Raw genomic sequence first — 20,279 nt, 5'->3', positions numbered from 1 at the left:
TCAGTCCTGGAGTTCGGCTTCCCGCAGCGCCTCGTTGAGGTCCGCCCGGACGTGTTCTCCTAGCTCTCGGTCGCCGGCCGTCGTGACCACGCGGTTCTCCTGGACGCTCGACCCGTCACGGATCAGCACCCGGACGTTCCCGTTCGTGTCCGCCCGCGTGGCCTTCGCCCGGACGCCACCGCGAGCCCCGGACCCGCTGGCGTCGATGGGGCCGGGGATGACCTTCTTGACGTGGGGGTGGCCGGCGACGGTCTCTAAGGCCCGCTGGCCGGTCCGGCCGCCGATCAGCGTCGAGTGACTCCCGCCGAGTTTCTCGGCCAGCGACGCCTCGACGACCTCCAGGGCGGGTTCGCCCCGGCGGTCGAGGACGCGCTGGACGGGGTCGTCGCCCTCGACGCGGTAGAACTCGTGGTGCAGTTGGCCGCGGACGGCTCCGATGACGGCCCGGTCGCCGGTGACGTACACCTCTTCGGGCCGCTTGCGCCGGACCTCGTCGGCGATCAGCCCGGCGAAGTTCCGCAGCTCCGTGACGGCCTGCTGGTCGCTGCCGTCTCCCTCCGGCGTGGTCGTCACCGTCCGCTGGCCGACCACCTCCTCCTCGGCGATGCAGGAGACCGTCGCGCGGTCGCGCCCGAGATCCAGCACGACCACTTCGGTGTTGGCAGTGTGACAGACCAGGCAGTAGTCGCCCGGTCTGGCGAGCGGCGTGGCACACTGCCGACAGTCCATACCTGTCCGTAGGGGACCTGTCGCGGATAAGCGGGGCGGTTTCGCGTGTCCGCCCTACGCGTCCGGGTCGCCCTTGCGGAACTCCCGCAGGAGGACCGTCGCGTAGCTGCCTTTCGGCAGCGAGAACGAGAACGTCAGGTCGTCGCTGTCGCGGTCGACGGCCAGGTCCGTCCGAAGCAAGACCGCCCGGCGGGTCCCCGAGGAGTCGAACTCGCCGGGCAGATCGAAGTCGGCCGGCGCCAGCCCGATGTCGTCCAGCACCGCCCGCTCGATCTCGCCGGGCTCGCCGTCGGCCAGTTCCGTCTCGGTTCCCACGAGCGGCGCCGTGACGAACGCCCGCCCCCGTTCGCAGTGGCGTTCGACGGTCCGCAGGCGTCGCTCGGTCACCCGCTGGGTTCGGTCGGTGTCCGGCAGGCGGAGACCCTCGGGCGCGTCGCCGTCGGCGAACGCGACCACGTCGCCCTCGACGGGGCGGTCGAAGGGGAGCCCGCGTTCCAGCCGCGCCGAGAGGACCCGGTTGAAGACGTACGACTGGGCGGCGTTGACGAACAGCGTCTGGAGGTTCGACGGGACCGCCGCCAGCGCGTCCCTGAAGTCCGCGGGCGTCGCCGCACCGTTCTCGACCAGCCGGTGACAGATCGACCGCTCGTAGCCAAGCGCCCGGGGGAGACGCTCCAGCGCGCCGGCCCAGTCGTGGGTCTCGTCGACGTAGGCCCGCGCCTCGCGGGTGGCTTCGGGTTCCCGTTCGCTCGGGTTCCCGACGTAGGCCAGCACGGCACCCTTCCACTCGCCGCGGGCGATCGCCAGGCCGACCTCGTGGGTGACCGGCCGGCGCGACCCGAACCGTTGCTGGCCGAAGTAGTTCGGGACACCGACGGTCAGTTCGCCGTCGGGCAGCGACCCGGTCCGCTCGTCGGGCGGGCCCTCGCCGGCGCCGAAGGCCGCCAGATCCGCGACCACCGACGCGGCGTTTTCGGGGGCCTCGGCGTCCCGAACGGTGATCTCGAAGGCGTTGCCAGCCAGATCGCCGAAGAGGATCGGCCGCCCCGCGCGCCCGACCACGTCGATGTCGGCGTCGTCGATCACGGGCACGTCGGCGGCGTCGATCCCCTTCACCGAGAAGAGCTGTCGGGTGACCGCGCGCTTGTCTTTCGTCCCGGCCCAGGAGACCCGCTCGCGGGAGATTCCCAGCCGGTCCGAGAGCGCGCTCGCGAAGTCGTTGGTGTCCCAGTCCCGCAGTTCCACCCGAAACACGAGATGGGGGTACGCACCGGTGTCGGCGTCGACGGGTTCGGTGTCGAACGCCTCCAGTTCCGTGACCCGGAAGTCCCCCGGCGTCTCGCGGAGGTGTCCCCCGATCCCGTCGGCATCGCTGACGTAGTACTCCATGCCGACCGCCTGCTCTATCGGGTGAGCCTCGCGCATGTGCTACTGAGTTCTTCGGCGGGGCGGGTTTAGCGTTGGCGTTCCCGGCGTCGACGGCGCCGGCCGCGGTGTACGTTCGTGAAACGCGACGGGAGCAGGCACAAGCCTTTTTGACAGTCACACAGTATTTTCTGTCGTGGATGACACAAACACCGTGAGCGATAGCGCTCGCTCTCGGTACACGCTGTGGTCGCTGTACCTCCTCGGCCCGGCATTCGCCATCGTCGGTATCGTCCACGCAGCGGGGGATACGTCCGGACTACCCGTCCGTCTGATGGAGCTGGCGGTCGTCTGTGCGCTCTCGGCCGCCCTCGTCGTGTCGATCCGGTACACCGCCGACCGGGTCGCTCCCGCGCAGTTTCGGTACGTCGGCTACTCGACGGTCGGGCTGGGCCTGACGACCGCTGCGTTGTCGCTGCTCGCCTCGGGAATCCAGGTGCTACAGGGATACTCGCTGAACGAACCGCTGTACTACGCCATGATCATGGGCGCCGGTGGGACCGTCGCCGGGCCGTATCTGGGCTACTACTACGCGCGCCTCCGGCGCAGCAACACGGAACTGAACCACCGCTACGAGGAGATGGCGGTCCTGAACCGCCGGCTGTCGGTGACAAACCGGGTGCTTCGACACAACCTTCGGAACAACCTCACGGTGATCGACGGGGTCGCGACGGACCTCCGCGAGAACGTCGAGACGCCCGGAATCGGCGACCGGCTCAGTCTGCTCACCAGTCGCACCGACAGGCTCGTGGGCCTTTCCGAGAAGATGGCCGAGATCCGGGAAATCTGGGACACGACGGAACGCCAGACAGTGAACGTCGCGGCACTCACCGAAGAGGTGCTCGGGGACGCCAACGCTCAGTACTCCGGCGTGACCGTCCGGATGGACGCACCCGATTCGGTAGCTGTACAGGCTCACCCCCGGATCGAGACCGCGCTCCGGGAAGTCGTCTCGAACGCCGTCGAACACAACGACACGAACGCGCTCACGATCACCGTCACGATCGAGGAATCGACCGACAGCGATTCCGTGCAGGTCCGCATCGCCGACGACGGGCGCGGGCTCCCCGACATCGAGGAGTCCATGTTCGCCGAGGCGGGACCGAGCGAGCCAGCCCTCGAACACGGGGTCGGGCTCGGCCTCTGGCTGGTGTACTGGACCGTCACGGAGTCCGGTGGCGATCTGACGCTGTCGAACGACGACGGTGCGGTCGTCACGCTCACGCTTCCGGGGGCACAGGGAACGGCGGACGCGGCACCGATTCGGCCGCGACAGACACTCAAACAGCGCCACTCGGACGCCGCACCGGCCTGAGTCACTCGTAGGCCCGGAACTCCTCGCCGAACAGGAGGAAGTACACGACACCGAGCAGCCCGATCACCGAAGCGGTGAGAAAGGCCAGTTCCGGCCCTGCCCGGAGCGTCCGACCAGCGATGTCGAACGCCCACTCGCTGCCGTAGAGCCACCCGCCCAGCGCGGCGCTCGGGATGACGACGGTGTTGCGGACGAGGTAGTATGTGCCGGTGACGCGGCCGCCGGCGTCGGCCTCGGCGGGCCCGACGATCAGTGCCTTGTGGGCCGGCAGGCCGGCAAATCGCAGGCCCGAGTACGCAAAGAGCGCGACCATCAGCCACTGGTCCGCCGGCGCGAAGATCAGCGCCAGCGGGAACAGCGCGTACACCGAGAAGCCAAGCGCCACCGCGGGCTTGAGCCCGGCGTACTCGGTGAACTTCGAGACCGGCGCCATCGAGAGGATCGCGACGACCATCTCGACGCCGAGCAAGACACCGAAGAACGCGTCCGGGCGCAGCGACACGCCGAATCCGGAGAACCCCACCGACAGGAACTCCGTGACCACGATGACGAAGAAGACGTACACCATCCCGTTGGCGAAGCGGACGAGGGTGTCCGCGACCAGCAGCGGCCGCAGCGGTTCCGGCATCGACCGCAGGTCCGCGAGCACCTGTTGGAGTCCCTGGAAGGACTTGCCCAGCGAGTCCTCGCTGGCGTCGTAGAGGACGTGCTGGGCGACCGTCGCGACCAGCGAGAAGGCGATAGCTGCGAGCAGTATCAGCTGGAAGCCCCCGGCGAACGTCGGCGTCAGCGCCAGCAGCGCGGCCGCGAGTAGCGGGCCGAGCAGGAAGCCGATCCGGCGGAACATCTCCGTGCTGGCGAAGCCCATCGCCAGCCGATCCGGCGGGACGGCCTGTTTGACGATGGCGAAGGTGGCTCCGAGCCCGAACGACTTCCAGGCCTGCGCCAGGAAGAGCCCGACGAAGACGAGTCCCCAGGCGGGGACTGTCACCGGTCCGACCGCGACATCGCCGACGACGGAGGCGAGATACCACAGGCCGAAGCCAAGCGTCGCAAGCACGGCGAAGGCCGTCAGCGCCAGCCGCGAGCCGATCCGGTCCGAGATCGCACCGCCCGGGTAGGGGTAGACGGCGCTGATGAAGTTGCCGACGCTCCCGTACAGCCCGATGACGCCCGCACTCGCGCCGAGCACCCGCAGGTACTCGGGGACGTACCGGCCAGTCATCTGGAACGCCAGGCTAAAGGCGAGCATCGACAGCGAGAGGACGAGCACGTCCCGCTCCAGGGCGAAAAACTGCCGGAAGCTATCGAGCAGGTCGACGGATTCCTCCGTGTCGGTCGCCATCGATCAATCCCAGGTGTGGGAGCCACTTAACTCTCGGAAAAATACCCAAGCAAGGCCTATAGGACCTTTCCGTGTAAAATATTCACATACTGAGTCCGGACACGAGACACACATAGGTCTCCGGGCCAACAGATCGGTATGACCGAGCGGATCCGCGGCGAAGTCATCCACGTCGTCGAGCCGGCGGACCTGGACGACTACGACCTCCAGCCGGAACTGCGGGAACTGGCCGATTCCCAGTACGTCCTCGTCTGCCGGGAGGGCGGTACCCCTTCGTGGATCGAGCGGCTCAGATCCTTCCTCCTGCGACAACCGATCGAGCCGGTCACGCTCGTCGCCGAACGGGGCGCCGACGAGGGCGAGGAAGTGACTGCCCGGGTGCGAGAGACGGAGATGGCAGGCGTCTACGAGGCGACACGACTGGACTAAATCGCGCCGAAGCGAACGATCCCGTTCTCAGGCCGCCGACTCGTAGTCGTCGAACCGGTCGATCTCGACGCCGTCGTCGGTGATCTCCGCGAGGACGATCCCGTTGCCCGAGCCGGTGTCCCGCTCGGCGGCGGACTGGACGGCGCGGATCGCCAGCGCGCGGGCTTCTTCGAGGCTCATCTCGGGGTCGTACTCGCCCTCGATGGTCCCCGTCGCGACCATGGTCCCGGAGCCGGTGACGGTGTAGTCGTCCTCCAGAACGCCGCCGGCCGGGTCGACGCTGTAGACGTGGCTGCCCTCCTCGTCGACCCCGCCGATGATGGGGTTGATGGCGAAGAAGGGGCCGCCGCGGGCGAAGTTGCCCGCGAGCGTCGCCAGCGCGTGGATCGAAAGGGGTTCGTCACGGCGCACCTCGAAGAGGTTCGCCTCCGAACGCAGCGAGCGGATGAAAGACTGGGCACCGCCGACGCTGCCGACCAGCGTCATCGCCGCCGTCGGGTGGATCTGCTCGACCTTCTGGACCTGCTTGTTCGAGACGAAGCGGCCGCCAAGCGAGGCGCGCCGGTCCGTCGCGATGAGGACGCCCTCGTCGGTGCTGATGCCGACGGTGGTCGTCCCGGTCTTGGTCACCGTCTCCTCGTCGCGGTTGCTGTCGTCGGATGGGATGGTCCCGACCTCGGGCTCGTAGGCGTCGGTCAGGCGGTTGTCGGGGTCGTACATCACTCCTCACCTCCGAGTTCGAACTCGGCGAGGCGGTCGGCGATGTCGTCCTCCGAGAGCTTGGTGAACTGCTCGGTCTCGACATCGATCGTGGCGATGTCGACACCGGTCGCGTCGAGGCCGTCGTCGTTGACGGAGGCGAGCGAGCGCAGCGCCAGTTCGACGCCGGCTTCCAGATCCATCTCCTCGGCGTACTCGTCTTCGAGGAAGTTCTGGATCTCCTCGCGGGAGCCCCCGATGGCGACGGCCTGCCACTCGTAGGGCGTCCCCGAGGGGTCGGTCTCGAACAGGCGCGGCTCGCCGTTCTCGATACCGCCGACCAGCAGGGCGACACCGAACGGGCGTGCGCCGCCGGTCTGGGTGTACTGCTGGATGTAGTCGGTGATCTCCTTGGTCAGCGACTCGACGGATGCGGGCTCGTCGTAGCGCAGCCGGTTGACCTGGGCCTGTCGACGGGCCACGTCGATGAGCTGCCGGGCGTCGGCCACGTGGCCGGCGCTGGCGATCCCGACGTGGTCGTCGATCTCGTGGATCTTCTCGATACTGTCGCGCTCGATGAGCGGCGACCGGGCGCGCCGGTCGGCCGCCAGTACGACGCCGTCGGCGGTCCTGACGCCGACACTCGCGGTGCCTCGTTTGACCGCCTCACGGGCGTACTCGACCTGATAGAGGCGCCCGTCCGGCGAGAAGATCGTGATCCCGCGGTCGTACGCCTGCTGTTCGTTTCCTTGCATGATGTGTGCTCTCTGTTGTTCACCTGGGGTTAGTGGTACTTGTATATAACCATACCGGTGGTATGGTCGCCGCTGCCCTCAGTACAGCGACAGGTCGCCGGTGACCCGGTCGACGAGGTCGTCCTCGGCGGGACCGACCGCCAGCGCGGTGACGGTCCCGGGATCGAGCTCGGTGTGACCGGCGTCTCTGACGACCGCATGCGGCAGGCCCTCGCGCTCGGCGACATCGGCGAGTTCGAACAGCTCGTCCTCGCTCGTTGCCTTGAGCACGACCTTCTTCTGGCCCTCGCCCTTCCAGGCGTTCCGGGCCGACCGACCCGCGTCCTCGTAGGCCGACAGGGCAGCGTGTGCGACCTGGGCGGCGAGTTTCCCCTCGCCCATCCCGATGTCGGCACGAGCGACGATGGCCTGCTTCATACCTCAACATGGCGACCCGTACTTAAATCCCCCTCGGAGTCCCCGACCGGTTGCACGTACCACAGGGTACATACACCGTGGGCGTGGAGTCTCCCACGACTCCCCCGATGGCCCCGCGACTCCTGACCCGCCCCCGGCAGTTCTTCACCGACCGCGAGACGGAGCTGAACGGCGTCCTCGGCGCCGGGCTGGCGGTCCTGTTCTCGCTCGTCCTCACCAGTATCGTCGGCGCCTCGCTGTGGCTGTTCGGGCAGACCCTGGGCGCGGTCGGGGCCGAGTTCTGGCAGGCGGTGACCGACGCGCTCCCGCTCGTCTTCCTCGCGGTGCTCGTCCTCTGGTTCGTGCTGGGCGTCGCGCTGTTCCTCGGCGCGAAACTGGGCGGCGGCCGCGGGACCTTCGGGGCGACGCTGGAAGTGACCGCCTGGGGGCTGTTGCCGACGCTCCTCGGCGTCGCTGTCGTCTGCGCCGCCCTGGTCGTCTACGGCGCTCAGGCCGATCTCGCGGTCGACAGCCTGGCCGCGCTCGGAACCCGACTCCAGTCGCTCCAGACCGGGTTCTCGGGGCTCGCGGTCCTCCTCCTGCAGATCGGTGTCGGCGCCTGGCAGGCGTTCCTCTGGGCGGCCGGCCTGCGGGTCGCCCACGACCTCGACCGGTTTAGCGCGGTCGTGACGGCCGTCGTCGTCGCGGTGTTGCTCGTCGTACTGGTCTGATCTCGGGGACGACGGCCCGCCCCCGAGGCGGGACGTTTTAGGCGCCGCGTCGCGCTACGTCGGGTAATGATCCTCTCGGACGCGGACATCCTGCGGCGCCTCGAAGCCGGCGATCTGGTCGTCGAACCGCTCGACGACCCGGACATCCAGATCCAACCGGCCAGCATCGATCTCCGACTGGGACGGGAGTTCCTGGAGTTCCAGCACGCAAACATCCCGTGTATCCACCCCAACAGCGAGCAGGAGGTCGCCGACTACGTCGAGGAGACGGTCGTCGCCGCCGACGACGAGTACATCCTCCACCCCGGCGACTTCGTGCTGGGGACGACCCACGAGCGCGTCGAGATTCCGGACGACCTCATCGCCCACGTCGAGGGGCGGTCGTCGCTGGGTCGGCTGGCGATCGTGGTCCACGCGACTGCGGGACTGTGCGACCCGGGGTACCAGGGCCAGATCACCCTCGAACTGTCGAATCTCGGCACCGCGCCGGTCGCGCTCTCGCCGGGGATGCGCATCTCACAGTTGACGTTCACAGAGCTGAAGACCCCAGCCGATCGCCCCTACGGAGAGGGGCGGGGCTCGAAGTACCAGGACCAGAAGGGCCCGCAGGCGAGCAAGATACAGGGGGATCGCGAGTTCGGAGGCGACCAATGAGGACGCTCGTGTCCGAATCTCGGCTGGGAACGAATGAGTTCGGAGGCGACCAATGAGGACGCTCGTGTCCGAATCTCGGCTGGGAACGAGTGAGTTCGGAGGCGATCACTGATGCGGTTCATCGAGGAGGTCGTCGTCGAGGAGTTCCTCCCGACGTTCCGGTCGCTGCTGGCCGAGGCGCTCCGGGAGCGCGGGCTCACCCAGTCGGAAGTGGCCGATCACCTGGGGATCAGCCAGAGCGCCGTCTCGAAGTACGTCCACGGCGATGTCGACCGCAACGCGGAGCTGCTCGACCACCGCGGACTCGCCGAACTCGTCGAGCGGCTGGCCGACGGGCTCGCGTCCGGCGAGATGACCTCGGTCCAGGCGCTCGTCGAGACGGAGGTGTTCATCCGCGAACTCGAACGAGGTGGACTGCTGGCCCAGCTCCACGAACAGCGGGTGCCGGCGCTGGCCGAGTACGAGGGCGAGTTCGCGGTCCACGATCCGGACTCGACGCTGCGGGCGGCCGAGCAGGCCCTCTCGTCGGTCCGGCGGGGACTCCAGGTCTTAGAGAACACGAGCGGGTTCGCGACGCTGATCCCCGCGGTCGGCTCGAACCTCGTCGAGGCGCTCCCCGAGGGCGACAGTATCGAGGATGTCGCCGCGGTACCGGGCCGTATCCTGGACGTGAAGGGCCGGGCAACGATCCCCGCCGACCCGGAGTTCGGCGTCAGCGAACACGTCGCGTCGCTGTTGCTCGCGGCTCGTGCGGCCGGTAGCGACGCACGAGCGGCGCTGAACGTCCGCTACGACGAGGCCATCGTGACGGCGCTGGCCGAAGCCGGCTACACGACCGCCGAGTTCGACGCCGAAGCGAGCGTCGAGACGGGTGTCGCGGCGGCCCTGGCCGAGACGCCCGACGCCGACGTGCTCTACCAGACCGGCGGGATGGGTGTCGAGCCGGTCGTGTACGTGCTGGGACCGGACGCCGTCACCGTCGCCGAGCGCGCGCGTGAGCTGTTGTGACCGACGTGCAGGCGTTTTACGGCCGGTGGGCGCGCCTCTACGACGCCGTCGCCTCGCTCCCCTTTGTCGGCTCCTGGCGGGCCCGGGCCGTCGAATCGCTGGCGCTGTCGCCCGGCGAGACGATCGTCGAGATGGGCTGTGGCACCGGTGCGAACGTCCCGCATCTCCGTGAGCGGGTCAGCCCCGGGGGGACCGTCCTCGGGATCGACCTCACACGGGAGATGGTCGACCAGGCCCGACACCACCCCGACAGGGCCGGCGACGGCGTCCACTACGTCCAGGGCGACGCCGCGCGGCCGCCGGTCACCGACGCCGACGCGGTGCTGGCGACCTTCGTCGCGGGTCTGTTCCCCGACCCCGAACCCGTCGTCGACCGGTGGTGTGACACCGTCGGCCCCGGCGGTCGGGTAGCGCTGTTGAACTTCCAGCGCAGCGAGGCGGCCGCCGCCGCGCCGCTGAACGTCGCCTTCGAGGGGTTCGTCCGGCTCTCCTCGCCGGGGAGTCGGCTCGCCCGGGACTCGCAGGCGACCGCCTTCGAGCGGCGGGTCCGGGCCGCACGCGAGCGACTCGCCGAGCGGACCGTCGACCGTCGCTACGAGACGCTGGCCGGTGGCTACCTGGGCCTGCTGTCGGGCCGGGTCGCCTGACGATCAGTCGCTCGTCTCCGGCGCCGCGGTCTCCCTGGCGTCCGGGACCGGGTCACGCTCGACCCGGTAGACCAGACAGCCGATCAGCGAGAGGAGACAGCCGTACAGGACCGGCGTCCCGAGCGCGAAGACGGGGCGAAGCGCCGCAGCGACCTGCGTCGCCGTTTCGGGCGTCAGCGGGAGGAGCGAGAGCAGCCGCGGGACGGCGTTGAACGACAGCGACAGCGTCGCGAGCAGCGTCCCGCCGACGAACAGCCGTCGCCCCCACCCCTGCGGGAGGTCGTAGAGGAGGACGACCAGCGGAACCGTCAGGAAGACGTAGTACAGCAACAGCGACGGGAAAAAGAGGAGCATCGCGACGAGGGTGGCGTACAGCGCGACCAGCCGGTCGGTCACGGTACAAGCGCGCCAGTACAGCGCGGCGAGCACGGGCGCCAGCAACACGGCGGCGCCGACGGCGTACCACGTCGGATCGACCGCAGGGAACAGCACCGACAGCGGCCGCCGGAGCGTGACGTAGCTGACGCCGGGATCGAGGCCGCCGACGAACGCCTGCGTGTCGCGTCGCGCCAGGAGCACGTCGAAGACGTAGGTCCGGTACGTTCCGGGTCCGAACGCCGCGAGTCCGGCGGCAGTGAGCGCGCTCGCGGTCGCGACGGCAGCGGCGATCGTCCGCCAGGCACGGCGGTAGAGCAGCCAGAGGCCGACCGCCGCCGGGAACACCTTGACGAAGGCCGGCAGCGCGAGCGCGACGCCGGCCAGCCACTCCCGGTCCCGTTCGAGCCAGACGAGGCCGGCCCCGAACGCGGCCACGAGCAGGTGGTTGATCTGGCCGTACGCCAGCGACGGCACGGCGTGGACCGAGACGAGGACGTACGCACCCAAGAGGAGTCGGTCGCTTCGTGGGACGCGGTAGCCCAGCGATTCGACGTACCTCGCCAGCAGGAGCGTCAGCCAGCCGCTCGCGACGACCGTATGCAGCGTCAGGACCGCGTAACCGACGGGCCAGTCCCCCAGTCGCGCAAGCGGTACGAACGCCAGCACCGTCACCGGCGGGTAGAGGTAGTGAAAGCGGCTGTTCGGTGGGGTCACCGCGTAGAAGTCCGTCCCGGCGATAGCGGCGCGGGCGGCCGCGTCGTACACCCGGTAGTTCAGCCCGAACTTGACCGGCCAGGCGAGGACGTAGTAGCCCCCGAGACAGAGCCCGAGGAGGACGGCGCTCCCGAGGGCGAGCCAGACGTGGCGGCGGTTACTGGGGAGGGGCATGGGCGGATGGAAGGGTCCGGCGGGGCGTCCCAGCGGTCAACTCCGGTATCGCTCGGCGTGTCGTGGGCAGAACTCGGGCGTGTCGAGCTGTGCCGCGACGACACCGGGCTGTCGGTGCGCGTTGTGGAGGCGACAGCCCGACTCGTCACAGAACGTCTCGCCGGTCGACAGGTAGTGGACTGCTTGCAGGACATAGCCCTTCAGTGCGTCGGTCGTCCGCGGATCGTCGGCGACCAGGAACTCGCCGTCGATTGTCGACTCCAGTACTTCGCGGGGCGGGGCGTCCCCGGAGACCATCGCGTGTCGCTGTTTCTCCTTGTAGTACTGTTCGGGCTTCGCGGGCGCCTCGTACAGCCCCGGGACCGAGATCAGTCCGGGCTGGCCGAGGACGTTCACACGTTTGTGCCAGCGGCCGTCGTGATCGCCCCAGGTCCCGACCACGCGGTCGAGTACCGGGACGTGGAGGTGATCGAGCGTCCGCTCCTCGGCCGATAACTGGTCGTACAGCGCGCGCTGGACGGCCAGCCCGTCGTAGATGACGCCGCCGGCGCGCTCGGGGTCGTCCAGCGCCCGCTCCTCGTAGCGGACGATCCCCAGCATCGTGTTGCCCGTCTCGCGGTCGTACGGGTCGAGCACGCGCGCGTCGGCGAAGGCCTCGGCGAGCGGCTCGTCACCGTACAGCGCGCAGAACCGGTCTCGGACCCGGACGGTCGCGTCGATCCGGTCGTCGAGCCAGTCCCCGACGGCGTCGACATCGGCGGGAGTCGTCGGCGCCCGGTAGAGTGTGACCGTCTTCATCAGTTGGTCGTACAACTTGGTGGTACTTCGATCCAGCGATCGTCGTGGAGGCGACACGGAGAAGCAAGACGGACGAACGAAACGGCGAGCCTACGCCTCCGCTTCGGCGTCGACCTCGCTCGCCGTTCGTGACTCCTCGACGGCCTCGGTCAGCGAGACGTTGAGCCACCCCATCGAGGCGAGGCCGCCGACCACCGTGACGGCGTTTTTGACCGCGTGGTCGACGACCGCGATCGAGAGCGCGGCCGTCACGCCGACGGGGGTCAGCGGCGCGACGATGACGGTGAACGCGCCCTCGTAGAGCCCGACACCCCCCGGCGTGAGCGGGAGGACCTTCGCGAGGTTACCGACGCTGACCGCGAAGAAGCCGACGGCGATCAGCGACGGCGTCAGTGGCTGGCCGAACGCCACGAACACCGCAAGCGCCGTGAGTACGTCCAGCAACCAGATGAGGAGGCTCCCGACCCCGACGCGGACGAACGCCGAGCCGTCGGCGGTCACCGTCTGGATGTCGGCGACGAACCCCTCGATGACGCCGGCCACGTAGTCGGCGTAGGAGTCGTCGCTGAGCCGGCCGACCGCCCCGCGCACGAAGTTCCGGTCGGTGCGTGCGCTGGCGACGATGGCCGCGACAGCGCCGATGGCGGCGAGCCCGACGGCCGCGGCGACGACGACGGCCGTCTGGCCGCTGCTCGCGGTGTCGCCGCCGACGGCGTCGCCGGTCAGGGCCGCGACCAGGGCGTCGGCCGACCCGGTGACCGCCAGGCCGATCAGGACGACGCCGGCCAGCAGCGTGATCGTCAGCAGGTCGAAGACGCGCTCGACGGCCAGGGAGGCGAAGCCGGTCTGGTAGGGGATCGAGCGTCGCGCCTTGACGACGTAGGCGCGGACGGCGTCGCCGGCCCGTGCGGGGAACACGAGGTTGCCGGTCTGACTGATAAAGACCGCGCCGGTGAGAAAGCGCCACCGCTCGCGGTAGCCCATCGAATCGAGGATGTCGCGGTAGCGGACGCCCCTGAGCGGCCACGAGAGCGTGTAGACGGCGGCGCTCAACCCGACCAGCCGCGGGTCCGCGCCCGCCATCTCTTCGAGGACGGTGCGGGGGTCGAGATACTGGGTCATCAACAGCAGCGCGACCACGACCAGCAGCGTCCCGGCGCCCAGCGACACCCGGCGGGTGATCCGCGGGCTGACCGACAGTTCCCAGAACGTCCGGAGGACCTGGCTGCCCATCCCGAACACGTCCCGGACGATGTCGACCTTCGAGTCGCCCTTGGGCGTCCAGTCGACGGGGAACTCCTTGACGCGAAAGCCGTTTCGCTGGGCCTTCACGAGCAGTTCCGTGTCCCAGAACCAGTGTTCGTCCTCGACCATCGGTGCGAGCGTCTCGAAGGCGTCCCTGTCGATTGCCTTGAACCCACACTGGTGGTCCTGTAACTCCGAGCGCAACACCGTCCGAACCAGCGTGTTGTACCCCAGGCTCGGGACCCCGCGTTTGGCCGGGCGGTCGGCCCGGTTCTCGGGCAGCCAGCGCGACCCGGTCGCCACGTCGTAGGTTCCAGAGCGGACGCTCTCGACGAGTTCCTCCAGATGGCGCATGTCTGTCGCCAGGTCGGTGTCGAAGTAGACGAGTGTCCGGCCCGCGGCGCGTTCGAAGGCGTATTCGAGGGCACCGCCCCGACCGAGCCGTTCGTCGCTGTGGACGTGTCGGACGCGGTCGTCTTCGTCGGCCAATCGGGCAGCGATCTCGGGTGTCCGGTCGGCACAGCCGTCCTCGGCGACGATGACCTCGAAGCTCTCGGCCGGGAGGAAGGAGGCGAGCGTCTCAAGGGTGACCGTGACGGTCTCCTCGATGGTGTCCTCCTCGTTGTACGCGGGGAGGACGACGCTCACCTCGATGTCGCTCATTGCATCAGGGTAGACGCCACTGGGGCCAAGAAGTTTCTGTTACGGGCGCTCGGCGGTCGCAAACTTCGTCAGATCGGCGTCGGTGATCCCCTCCACGGAGTCGTACGGACGGTCGACGACGATGTTGCCCGCGGTCTGGGAGCCGATGCCGGGGATCGCCTGGAGTTCGTCCATCGAGGCGGCGTTGAGATCGAGCGGGTGCGGGACGCCGGTGACCGACCGGTAGCCGTGGTCGGTGACCGCCACGTCGAGCACCTGCCCGAGTTCGCGTTCGCCGGGGATCGCGACAAGCAGGGGGTAGGTGCCCAGTTGCCGACCGAAGGTCTTGCCGTCCTGGTGGTACTCCAGGTGGACATCGGGCAACACGGTGCCGGGCGGGGCGACCCGCTGGAGCATCGGGTTGTCGATCTCCTCGCGGACCTCGCGTTTGTACTGCTTGAACAGCTTCTTGTGGTCCTTGGCGATGTCGGCCCCGGTCTCGGCCATGTCGGTCCCCTCGAAGGCCATCACCTGCCGGATGTTCACCCGGCGGAGCATCAGGCCTTCGTCGTAGACGCGCTGGAGGAAGCGCTTGTTGTGCTCGAAGGTCTCCCGGCGCTCGCCTTTCAGTCCGTGGACGAGGTTGATCCCGGGCAGTAGTTTCGGGAGACGCGGTGCGGCGTCGTCCCCGAAGTTGGGCGCCGACTCCCGCGCTCGCGTGTCCGACCCGCGTCGCGGGTCGCCGTCGCCCCCGGGCCGCCAGCCCGCCACCTCGTTGACGACCTTCACGGCCTCGAAACACTCGTCGGCGGTGACGTTGAGGTTGTTGTCGCTCATCACCTCGGGATCGGCCGATTCGAGGCCGAAGGCGGCCGTGTCGCCGGGCGTGTTGTGCTCGGCGATTATCCGGATGCCCTCGCGGGCCTTCTCGGGCCAGTTCACGATGGTGATGGGGTTCATGTTGTCGAGGTGGAGTGTCTCCAGATCGGGTGCCACCTCGCGGATACCGCCGTAGAGTCGGCGGAGGGCGTCGGGGTTGGGAGCCTCGCCGTCGCCGCCGTAGGCGAGGATGTCGGCCTGGCGACCCAGCCGGAAGTGTCTCACCCCGCGGTCCGAGAGGGCGTCCACCTCGTCGACGACGCTCTCTGGCGGCCGGAAGTCCGGGTCGCCGTACATCGGTTCCGTACAGAACGAACAGCGGTACGGACAGCCCCGGGAGGTCTCCATCTCGCAGATGAGATAGTCGGGATGGTTGGGGTGTTGCTCGACGACGAAGGCGCCGGCCCGCGCCCAGCGGGTCTCTTCCGCGACGGAGCGATAGCGGTCGTTGAACCCCTCCAGGCCGGACTCGACGAGGTCGTAGACGGCGGCCTCAACGTCGGCCATCGCCAGGAAGTCGAAGTCCAGATCGTCGCGTGCCGTCTCGCTGGCGCCCTCGTTGGCCTCGCCGACGCCGAAGCGGACGGGGCCGCCGATGATCGAGGTCCCGTCGGCGGTCCAGGCCAGTTTCCGTACCTCGTCGGGTTCGGCGGGGGTGCCCCCGACGTACTTGCCGGGGACGGTCATCCCGCCCACGTAGACCATGAGGTCGGCCTCCTCGACGGCCTGCCAGTGGCGGCGCTCCTCACGGAGTTCGTCGATCGTGTAGTAGCTGATGCGCTCGCTGGGGACGCCGGCGTCGACGAGCGCCCCGGCGGCGTACCGGGGGTACGTCGAGACGTACGGCGGGACCCCGAAGTGGGCTGGCTCATCGACGTAGCCGTCGACGATCGTCACGTCGAGCGTCTCGGGGTCAGTCATAGCCCGGGGTTGACGCTCGACGCCTAAAACGGTGTCTGGTCGGACTGCGCGAGGTCGGCGGCCGCCAGCGCCGCGTTCCGTTCGTTGGCCGTCCAGAGCGCGTCGAAGAGACTGCCGATCACGGGGACGGAGCCGACCGCGAAGTCCAGGCCGACGTTCAGCAGCATTCGGGCGAGCGTCCGTCCGGAGATACCCAGACGGGCCGCTTCGGCGACGATGTACAACGAGAGCAGTGCCGCGACGGCGTCGCCGGCGACCGGGAGGACACCCAGCAGGGGGTCGAGTCCGATCCGGAAGCGGGTCAGCGGGAGGCGGACGCTGTCGTCAAGCAGGCGCGCGACCCGGCGGATGCGGACCAACCCCGGCGGTTCGGTCTCCATACGTGTCCGTCGGCCGCGGTGATAATAGCCGTTGCCCGCTCAGTCGTCGGCACTGACCGGCTGCTCGTCGGCCTGAGCCTGCCAGAGGTCGGCGTAGTCGCCGCCGGCGGCCAGCAGGTCGGCGTGTGTCCCTTCTTCGACGAGTTCCCCGTCGTCGAGGACGACGATCCGGTCGGCGTCCTGGATCGTCGAGAGCCGGTGGGCGATGACGAAGGCGGTCCGGTCCTCGACGAGGCGTTCGATGCTCTCCTGGATGCGCTCCTCGGTCTCGGTGTCGACATCGCTCGTGGCCTCGTCGAAGATGATGATCTCGGGGTCGTTCAGCAGCGCCCGGGCGATGGCGACCCGCTGGCGCTGGCCCCCCGAGAGCTTGATCCCCCGTTCGCCGATCTGGGTGTCGTAGCCGTCGGGCAGGTCCTCGACGAAGGCGTGTGCCTCCGCGGCCCGGGCGGCCTCCCGGACGTGTTCGCGGGCGCGCTCGTCGCCGTTGCCCTCGCCGTCAAGCACCGCACGGTCGCCGTAGGCGATGTTCTCGGCGACGGTCCCCGAGAAGAGGTAGGGCTGTTGTTCGACGACGGCGATGTCCTGCCGGAGCGACTGCAGGGCGTATTCCCGGACATCGGTCCCGTCGACCCGGACCGCGCCCGCGTCCACGTCGTGAAAACGCGGGACGAGCTTCAGCAGTGTCGACTTCCCGGCGCCGGTCGGCCCGGCGAGTCCGACGGTCGCGCCGGCGGGCACGGAGAGGGAAACGTCCCGGACGACCGGTCGGTCGTCCTCGTAGCCGAAGGTCACGTCCGTGAAATCGACGCGCCCCTCGATGTCGTCGGGCCGGTGTGGGTCGTCGGGATCGGTGATCGTCGGCTCCCGTCCCAGCAGGCCGAAGACGCGCTCGGCACTGGACTTGGCGAGCTGGTACTTGTTCGCGGACTTGCCGACCCGGCGCATCGGCGAGTAGAGCCGGCGGAGATAGAGGAAAAAGAGCGCGAACGTGCCGGTCTGGAGCGCCGCCTCCCCGGGCGCGCTCGTGACGAAGTCCATCCCCGCGACGTAGAGGATGCCGACGAAGACGACGCCGGTCAGCAGTCGCAGCCCCGCGAAGAAGGCCCGCCGGATACGCAACGCGCCGACCTTCTCGTCGTGGTAGGTCTGGCTCTCCTCGGTGACCCGCTCGCGTTCGAAGGCGTAGCGGTCGAACGCTTTGATGACGGGCGCGCCGCTGAGGTTGTTCTCCAGACGGGTGTTGAGCCGGGAGACGGTCCGGCGGATCGACCGATACCGGGGCTCGATCCAGGTGAGGAAGTAGCCGCTGGCGACGCCGATGATCGGGACCGGGGCCAGCGCGATCAGGGCCAGCGTCGGCGAGTGCCAGTAGAGGACGGCGGCGATCCCGCCGACCGTGGCGACCACGCGGACGAGCTGGCGGAACTCCGTGTTGAGAAACGACTCCAGGCGGTTGATGTCGCTGTTGAGGATCGACATCATCCCGCCGGTCTGGTGGTTGGCGAAGAAGTCCATCGAGAGGTGCTGGAGGTGGTCGTACGTGTCGTCTCGGAGGTCGCGCTGGATCTTCTGGGCGGTCGACTGCAACAGGTACCGCGAGGTAAAGCGCGTGACCGACCGGAGCAGGTACGCGACGGCGGCGATGACGACGAGCCGCTGGAGGAAGGCGATCCGGGCCGCTTCACCCGTGATCGAGCCGCCCGGGAGGAGCCCGGCGGCCGTCAGCAGGCCTGGCTCGCCGCTGTTGAGGATCACCCGGTCGATGGCGGCGGCGACGACGATCGGTGGGACGAGGCGGGCAAAACGGGTACAGAACGCGGACAACACCCCGGCCAGCAACCGGAGCCAGTAGGGGCTCGCGTACCCGACGAGGTTGACCATCGGGTGTCCGTCGACGTTCTCGCGGACGCCCTCGAACCCGCCGTGGTCGTCGGACATGGCCGGTGTTCCGGCCGCAGGCAGAAATATGCCGTGTTTGGACGCGGAGCGGCGGTTCCTTAGACGTAGATGCAGCCCTCGGTGACCGGCCCGGCGGGGGTCGGACGCGCGCCGTCGGCGACCCGAGCCGTCGTGACCGCCGCGGCGAGCGAGTCCAGCGCGTCGTGGTTGTCGAGGTACTGCCGCCGGTGGGCGCCGACGAGGACGCTACAGTCCGAGACGGCGTCGACGTTCTCGCTCCGTCGGTCGCGGGCGCCCTCGACGTTCTTGTACCCCTCGCGGTAACAGCCCAGCCAGCTAAACGTCGCGGCGGGGTAGACCTCACAGACCCGCGTCGTCGTCTCGCTCGTCTCCTCTTGCATCGGGACGACGGCGATGTCGTCACGCTCGGCCAGTCGGCCGAGTACGTCCCGAACCCCGTAGAAGGTCATGCTGCGGGTCCGGTTGGTGTACGGACAGAGCGCGCCCCGGCGGAGGTCCGTCTCCCGCCGAACGTCGCGTTTCTCGACGGCCATCTCGGCGGTCTGGCGACAGCGCTGGGAGAACGACCGGGGGTCGTTGGGGCCGTCGGAACCGCCGAGCCACGCGCACAGGCCGGTCCAGGTACCTCGACACTGGGCGTCGAGGACGGTCTGTGGGAGACTGAAGGGGAAATCCAGCCCGACAGTCCCGATGTCGTCGTCAGTGATCCGCTCGCGGAGGCCGGCGTGGGCGGCCTCGCGGTCGCTGCCCCAGCGGTCGCTCGCGCGGTAACACTCGTCGACGCGAAGCCCGCGCGGGGTCGGCGTCGCCTCGGTGACCCAGAGCGCGTCGCCGGCCGCGCTCGCGCCGCTGAAGTCGACCCCCAGTACGCCCTCGTTCATAGGCGCATATCCGGTGGCAGTGGCATGAAGCTTCTGCCCCGCAGTCCCGCGAACGGAGGCGACGGCCCCGAGCGCCCCGTCCGAAAGCGGTTTGTCCCCGACGAACCAACGGAACGGTATGCCCGCCACGATGGAAGTCGTCTGTACGGACGACGGCTGCGAACTCGACATGTTCGAGCTGCACTACACGTACGATATGCCGGACGATGTCGGGGTCACGGACTTCGCCTGCCCGTACTGCGGGGGGGTCGACTGTCTGGAGGCGGTCGAGTTATGATCCGGGAACTCGGCGAGACGATCGAGAACGCCGTCTTCGAGAACGTCGGCCGCGCCTCGGCGCGGGTCCAAGAGCGCAAGCCGCTGCCGGCCGACCTGCTGGAGTCCGACGACGCCTACCTCGTCGTGTTCGACGCCCCCGGGGCGACCGCCTCGGACGTGCAGGTTCGCTACGTCGACGACCGCGTCGAGGTCCGGATCGACCGGTTCCGCGAGTTCCACGACGGGTTCGACATGTTGTTCCCCGGCCGCGGCCTGTCGCTCGACGGCTCGCTGACGCTGCCGGAGGACGCCGCCGTCGACGCCGACGCCGCGACGGCGACCCTGAAAGCCGACGGGACGTTGCAGGTGACGGTCCCGAAAGTCGAGACGGTGGACGCGGACGGGGACGAACACGAGGACACCCACGCCGAGGCGGACGCCGCCGACCACGACGAGGACGACGGCGATGTCGACGACAGCGACGCCTGATCGGGCTCACCAGTTTTTCGTCGGATCACCCAGCGGAGCGAACGCCTCGTCACCGTCGAACCGGGTCGGTTCGGCCTGCGTACCGAACTGTTCGGGCAGTGGCGACGCCGTCCCCAGGACGGTGCTGGCGACGTGATCGCCGACCGCCGGCGCCCGCATGAGCCCGTGGCCGTGCCAGCCCGTCGCGACGTGACAGCCGTCGGCGACGGCGCCGACCAGCGGGTCCCGGTCCGGCGTCGCCGTACACAGTCCGGCCCACGAGCGGGTCGCCGCCGGCGACAGCGTCGTCGCGTCCGCCACCCGATCGAGCGCGCTCGCGACGAACGAGGGGTCCGCCTCGGCGCTCCAGTCGTCCGGGGTGGCCGCGTGGGCGCCGTCGCCGACGACCAGCCCGTCGCCCCGTGGTCGCCAGTAGAACTCAGCGGTCGCGTCGTACAGCGCGGGCAGCGTCGCCGGAACCGGGT

The 20,279-nt window shown here is 69.1% G+C and carries 22 protein-coding genes; 8 read left to right on the top strand and 14 right to left on the bottom strand.

Features of this window, described 5'->3' with window-relative positions; translation table 11 throughout:
* Both P1L40_RS13445 and truD read right to left on the bottom strand, forming a co-directional pair.
* On the bottom strand, positions 1-729 hold the full coding sequence (locus P1L40_RS13445; RefSeq protein ID WP_284007707.1) for a DUF2103 domain-containing protein: 729 nt from the start codon (positions 727-729) through the stop codon (positions 1-3).
* 54 nt (positions 730-783) lie between these two features.
* Positions 784-2,154, bottom strand: a complete 1,371-nt coding sequence (gene truD / locus P1L40_RS13440; RefSeq protein WP_284007706.1) for a tRNA pseudouridine(13) synthase TruD — start codon at positions 2,152-2,154, stop codon at positions 784-786.
* 136 nt (positions 2,155-2,290) lie between these two features.
* On the opposite strand from truD, the gene P1L40_RS13435 reads away from it, so the two are divergent.
* Positions 2,291-3,469 (top strand): ATP-binding protein, encoded by a 1,179-nt coding sequence (locus P1L40_RS13435; protein ID WP_284007705.1) that lies wholly within the window; start codon positions 2,291-2,293, stop codon positions 3,467-3,469.
* A 1-nt stretch (position 3,470) separates the two neighbouring features.
* Here the strand turns inward: P1L40_RS13435 and P1L40_RS13430 are convergent, their stop codons facing one another.
* Entirely contained in the window at positions 3,471-4,814 is a 1,344-nt protein-coding gene (locus P1L40_RS13430; protein WP_284007704.1) for an MFS transporter, read from the bottom strand.
* Between the two features lie 138 nt (positions 4,815-4,952).
* Between P1L40_RS13430 and P1L40_RS13425 the strand changes: the two genes are divergently transcribed.
* The gene (locus P1L40_RS13425; RefSeq protein ID WP_284007703.1) at positions 4,953-5,243 is read left to right on the top strand and encodes a DUF7526 family protein; all 291 of its coding nucleotides are present in this window, start codon (positions 4,953-4,955) and stop codon (positions 5,241-5,243) included.
* Between the two features lie 27 nt (positions 5,244-5,270).
* Here P1L40_RS13425 and psmB read toward each other — a convergent pair whose 3' ends face one another.
* The 3 genes from psmB to pth2 form a co-directional block, all read right to left on the bottom strand.
* Positions 5,271-5,963, bottom strand: coding sequence for an archaeal proteasome endopeptidase complex subunit beta (gene psmB, locus P1L40_RS13420; protein WP_284007702.1), 693 nt, complete (start codon positions 5,961-5,963; stop codon positions 5,271-5,273).
* A complete protein-coding gene (gene psmA / locus P1L40_RS13415; protein WP_284007700.1) occupies positions 5,963-6,697 on the bottom strand; it encodes an archaeal proteasome endopeptidase complex subunit alpha in 735 nt (244 codons plus the stop codon). The genes psmB and psmA overlap by 1 nt, the downstream gene beginning before the upstream one ends.
* A gap of 78 nt (positions 6,698-6,775) precedes the next feature.
* The gene (gene pth2 / locus P1L40_RS13410) at positions 6,776-7,114 is read right to left on the bottom strand and encodes a peptidyl-tRNA hydrolase Pth2 (RefSeq protein WP_284007699.1); all 339 of its coding nucleotides are present in this window, start codon (positions 7,112-7,114) and stop codon (positions 6,776-6,778) included.
* Between the two features lie 107 nt (positions 7,115-7,221).
* Between pth2 and P1L40_RS13405 the strand changes: the two genes are divergently transcribed.
* From P1L40_RS13405 to P1L40_RS13390, 4 genes are all read left to right on the top strand, one after another.
* A complete protein-coding gene (locus P1L40_RS13405) occupies positions 7,222-7,824 on the top strand; it encodes a Yip1 family protein (protein ID WP_284007697.1) in 603 nt (200 codons plus the stop codon).
* A gap of 66 nt (positions 7,825-7,890) precedes the next feature.
* The gene (gene dcd / locus P1L40_RS13400; protein ID WP_284007695.1) at positions 7,891-8,478 is read left to right on the top strand and encodes a dCTP deaminase; all 588 of its coding nucleotides are present in this window, start codon (positions 7,891-7,893) and stop codon (positions 8,476-8,478) included.
* A gap of 111 nt (positions 8,479-8,589) precedes the next feature.
* Positions 8,590-9,486 (top strand): thiamine-phosphate synthase family protein, encoded by an 897-nt coding sequence (locus P1L40_RS13395; protein ID WP_284007693.1) that lies wholly within the window; start codon positions 8,590-8,592, stop codon positions 9,484-9,486.
* Positions 9,483-10,133 carry a class I SAM-dependent methyltransferase gene (locus tag P1L40_RS13390; RefSeq protein WP_284007692.1) on the top strand — a complete coding sequence of 217 codons (651 nt, stop codon included), beginning with the start codon at positions 9,483-9,485 and terminating at the stop codon, positions 10,131-10,133. Before P1L40_RS13395 ends, P1L40_RS13390 begins: the two co-directional genes overlap by 4 nt.
* 3 nt (positions 10,134-10,136) lie before the next feature.
* Here P1L40_RS13390 and P1L40_RS13385 read toward each other — a convergent pair whose 3' ends face one another.
* The 7 genes from P1L40_RS13385 to P1L40_RS13355 form a co-directional block, all read right to left on the bottom strand.
* Positions 10,137-11,399: a glycosyltransferase family 87 protein gene (locus tag P1L40_RS13385; RefSeq protein WP_284007691.1), complete on the bottom strand. Its 1,263-nt coding sequence runs from the start codon at positions 11,397-11,399 to the stop codon at positions 10,137-10,139.
* Between the two features lie 36 nt (positions 11,400-11,435).
* The gene (locus P1L40_RS13380) at positions 11,436-12,197 is read right to left on the bottom strand and encodes a DUF7001 family protein (RefSeq protein ID WP_284007689.1); all 762 of its coding nucleotides are present in this window, start codon (positions 12,195-12,197) and stop codon (positions 11,436-11,438) included.
* Positions 12,198-12,287: 90 nt separating this feature from the next.
* Positions 12,288-14,105: a flippase-like domain-containing protein gene (locus P1L40_RS13375; protein ID WP_284007688.1), complete on the bottom strand. Its 1,818-nt coding sequence runs from the start codon at positions 14,103-14,105 to the stop codon at positions 12,288-12,290.
* Between the two features lie 39 nt (positions 14,106-14,144).
* Entirely contained in the window at positions 14,145-15,884 is a 1,740-nt protein-coding gene (locus tag P1L40_RS13370; protein WP_284007686.1) for a radical SAM protein, read from the bottom strand.
* Positions 15,885-15,907: 23 nt separating this feature from the next.
* Complete coding sequence (locus tag P1L40_RS13365; protein ID WP_284007685.1) at positions 15,908-16,264, bottom strand: DUF4112 domain-containing protein; 357 nt, start codon at positions 16,262-16,264, stop codon at positions 15,908-15,910.
* Positions 16,265-16,303: 39 nt separating this feature from the next.
* On the bottom strand, positions 16,304-18,205 hold the full coding sequence (locus tag P1L40_RS13360; protein WP_284007683.1) for an ABC transporter ATP-binding protein: 1,902 nt from the start codon (positions 18,203-18,205) through the stop codon (positions 16,304-16,306).
* A 59-nt stretch (positions 18,206-18,264) separates the two neighbouring features.
* Positions 18,265-19,068, bottom strand: a complete 804-nt coding sequence (locus P1L40_RS13355) for a DUF429 domain-containing protein (protein ID WP_284007682.1) — start codon at positions 19,066-19,068, stop codon at positions 18,265-18,267.
* A gap of 118 nt (positions 19,069-19,186) precedes the next feature.
* Between P1L40_RS13355 and P1L40_RS13350 the strand changes: the two genes are divergently transcribed.
* Both P1L40_RS13350 and P1L40_RS13345 read left to right on the top strand, forming a co-directional pair.
* A complete protein-coding gene (locus P1L40_RS13350; RefSeq protein WP_284007680.1) occupies positions 19,187-19,345 on the top strand; it encodes a DUF7559 family protein in 159 nt (52 codons plus the stop codon).
* The gene (locus P1L40_RS13345) at positions 19,342-19,815 is read left to right on the top strand and encodes an Hsp20 family protein (protein ID WP_284007678.1); all 474 of its coding nucleotides are present in this window, start codon (positions 19,342-19,344) and stop codon (positions 19,813-19,815) included. Before P1L40_RS13350 ends, P1L40_RS13345 begins: the two co-directional genes overlap by 4 nt.
* A 6-nt stretch (positions 19,816-19,821) precedes the next feature.
* Here the strand turns inward: P1L40_RS13345 and P1L40_RS23405 are convergent, their stop codons facing one another.
* Positions 19,822-20,115: an FAD-dependent oxidoreductase gene (locus tag P1L40_RS23405; RefSeq protein ID WP_336402192.1), complete on the bottom strand. Its 294-nt coding sequence runs from the start codon at positions 20,113-20,115 to the stop codon at positions 19,822-19,824.
* Between the last annotated feature and the right edge of the window lie 164 nt (positions 20,116-20,279).

The sequence above is a fragment of the Haloarcula pelagica genome (assembly GCF_030127105.1).
In the GTDB taxonomy this organism is placed as follows: Archaea; Halobacteriota; Halobacteria; order Halobacteriales; family Haloarculaceae; genus Haloarcula; species Haloarcula pelagica.
This window is presented reverse-complemented; position numbering and strand designations above follow the sequence as displayed.

Excerpts from the sequence above, each read along its gene's own strand:
- P1L40_RS13385 (WP_284007691.1), bottom strand. The coding sequence starts at position 11,399 with ATGCCCCTCCCCAGTAACCGCCGCCACGTCTGGCTCGCCCTCGGGAGC.
- truD (WP_284007706.1), bottom strand. The coding sequence starts at position 2,154 with ATGCGCGAGGCTCACCCGATAGAGCAGGCGGTCGGCATGGAGTACTAC.
- P1L40_RS13380 (WP_284007689.1), bottom strand. The coding sequence starts at position 12,197 with ATGAAGACGGTCACACTCTACCGGGCGCCGACGACTCCCGCCGATGTC.
- P1L40_RS13375 (WP_284007688.1), bottom strand. The coding sequence starts at position 14,105 with ATGAGCGACATCGAGGTGAGCGTCGTCCTCCCCGCGTACAACGAGGAG.
- P1L40_RS13360 (WP_284007683.1), bottom strand. The coding sequence starts at position 18,205 with ATGTCCGACGACCACGGCGGGTTCGAGGGCGTCCGCGAGAACGTCGAC.
- pth2 (WP_284007699.1), bottom strand. The coding sequence starts at position 7,114 with ATGAAGCAGGCCATCGTCGCTCGTGCCGACATCGGGATGGGCGAGGGG.
- psmA (WP_284007700.1), bottom strand. The coding sequence starts at position 6,697 with ATGCAAGGAAACGAACAGCAGGCGTACGACCGCGGGATCACGATCTTC.
- P1L40_RS13445 (WP_284007707.1), bottom strand. The coding sequence starts at position 729 with ATGGACTGTCGGCAGTGTGCCACGCCGCTCGCCAGACCGGGCGACTAC.
- P1L40_RS13365 (WP_284007685.1), bottom strand. The coding sequence starts at position 16,264 with ATGGAGACCGAACCGCCGGGGTTGGTCCGCATCCGCCGGGTCGCGCGC.
- P1L40_RS13395 (WP_284007693.1), top strand. The coding sequence starts at position 8,590 with ATGCGGTTCATCGAGGAGGTCGTCGTCGAGGAGTTCCTCCCGACGTTC.
- P1L40_RS13345 (WP_284007678.1), top strand. The coding sequence starts at position 19,342 with ATGATCCGGGAACTCGGCGAGACGATCGAGAACGCCGTCTTCGAGAAC.
- dcd (WP_284007695.1), top strand. The coding sequence starts at position 7,891 with ATGATCCTCTCGGACGCGGACATCCTGCGGCGCCTCGAAGCCGGCGAT.
- P1L40_RS13405 (WP_284007697.1), top strand. The coding sequence starts at position 7,222 with ATGGCCCCGCGACTCCTGACCCGCCCCCGGCAGTTCTTCACCGACCGC.
- P1L40_RS13355 (WP_284007682.1), bottom strand. The coding sequence starts at position 19,068 with ATGAACGAGGGCGTACTGGGGGTCGACTTCAGCGGCGCGAGCGCGGCC.
- P1L40_RS13430 (WP_284007704.1), bottom strand. The coding sequence starts at position 4,814 with ATGGCGACCGACACGGAGGAATCCGTCGACCTGCTCGATAGCTTCCGG.
- P1L40_RS13350 (WP_284007680.1), top strand. The coding sequence starts at position 19,187 with ATGCCCGCCACGATGGAAGTCGTCTGTACGGACGACGGCTGCGAACTC.
- P1L40_RS13370 (WP_284007686.1), bottom strand. The coding sequence starts at position 15,884 with ATGACTGACCCCGAGACGCTCGACGTGACGATCGTCGACGGCTACGTC.
- P1L40_RS13425 (WP_284007703.1), top strand. The coding sequence starts at position 4,953 with ATGACCGAGCGGATCCGCGGCGAAGTCATCCACGTCGTCGAGCCGGCG.
- psmB (WP_284007702.1), bottom strand. The coding sequence starts at position 5,963 with ATGTACGACCCCGACAACCGCCTGACCGACGCCTACGAGCCCGAGGTC.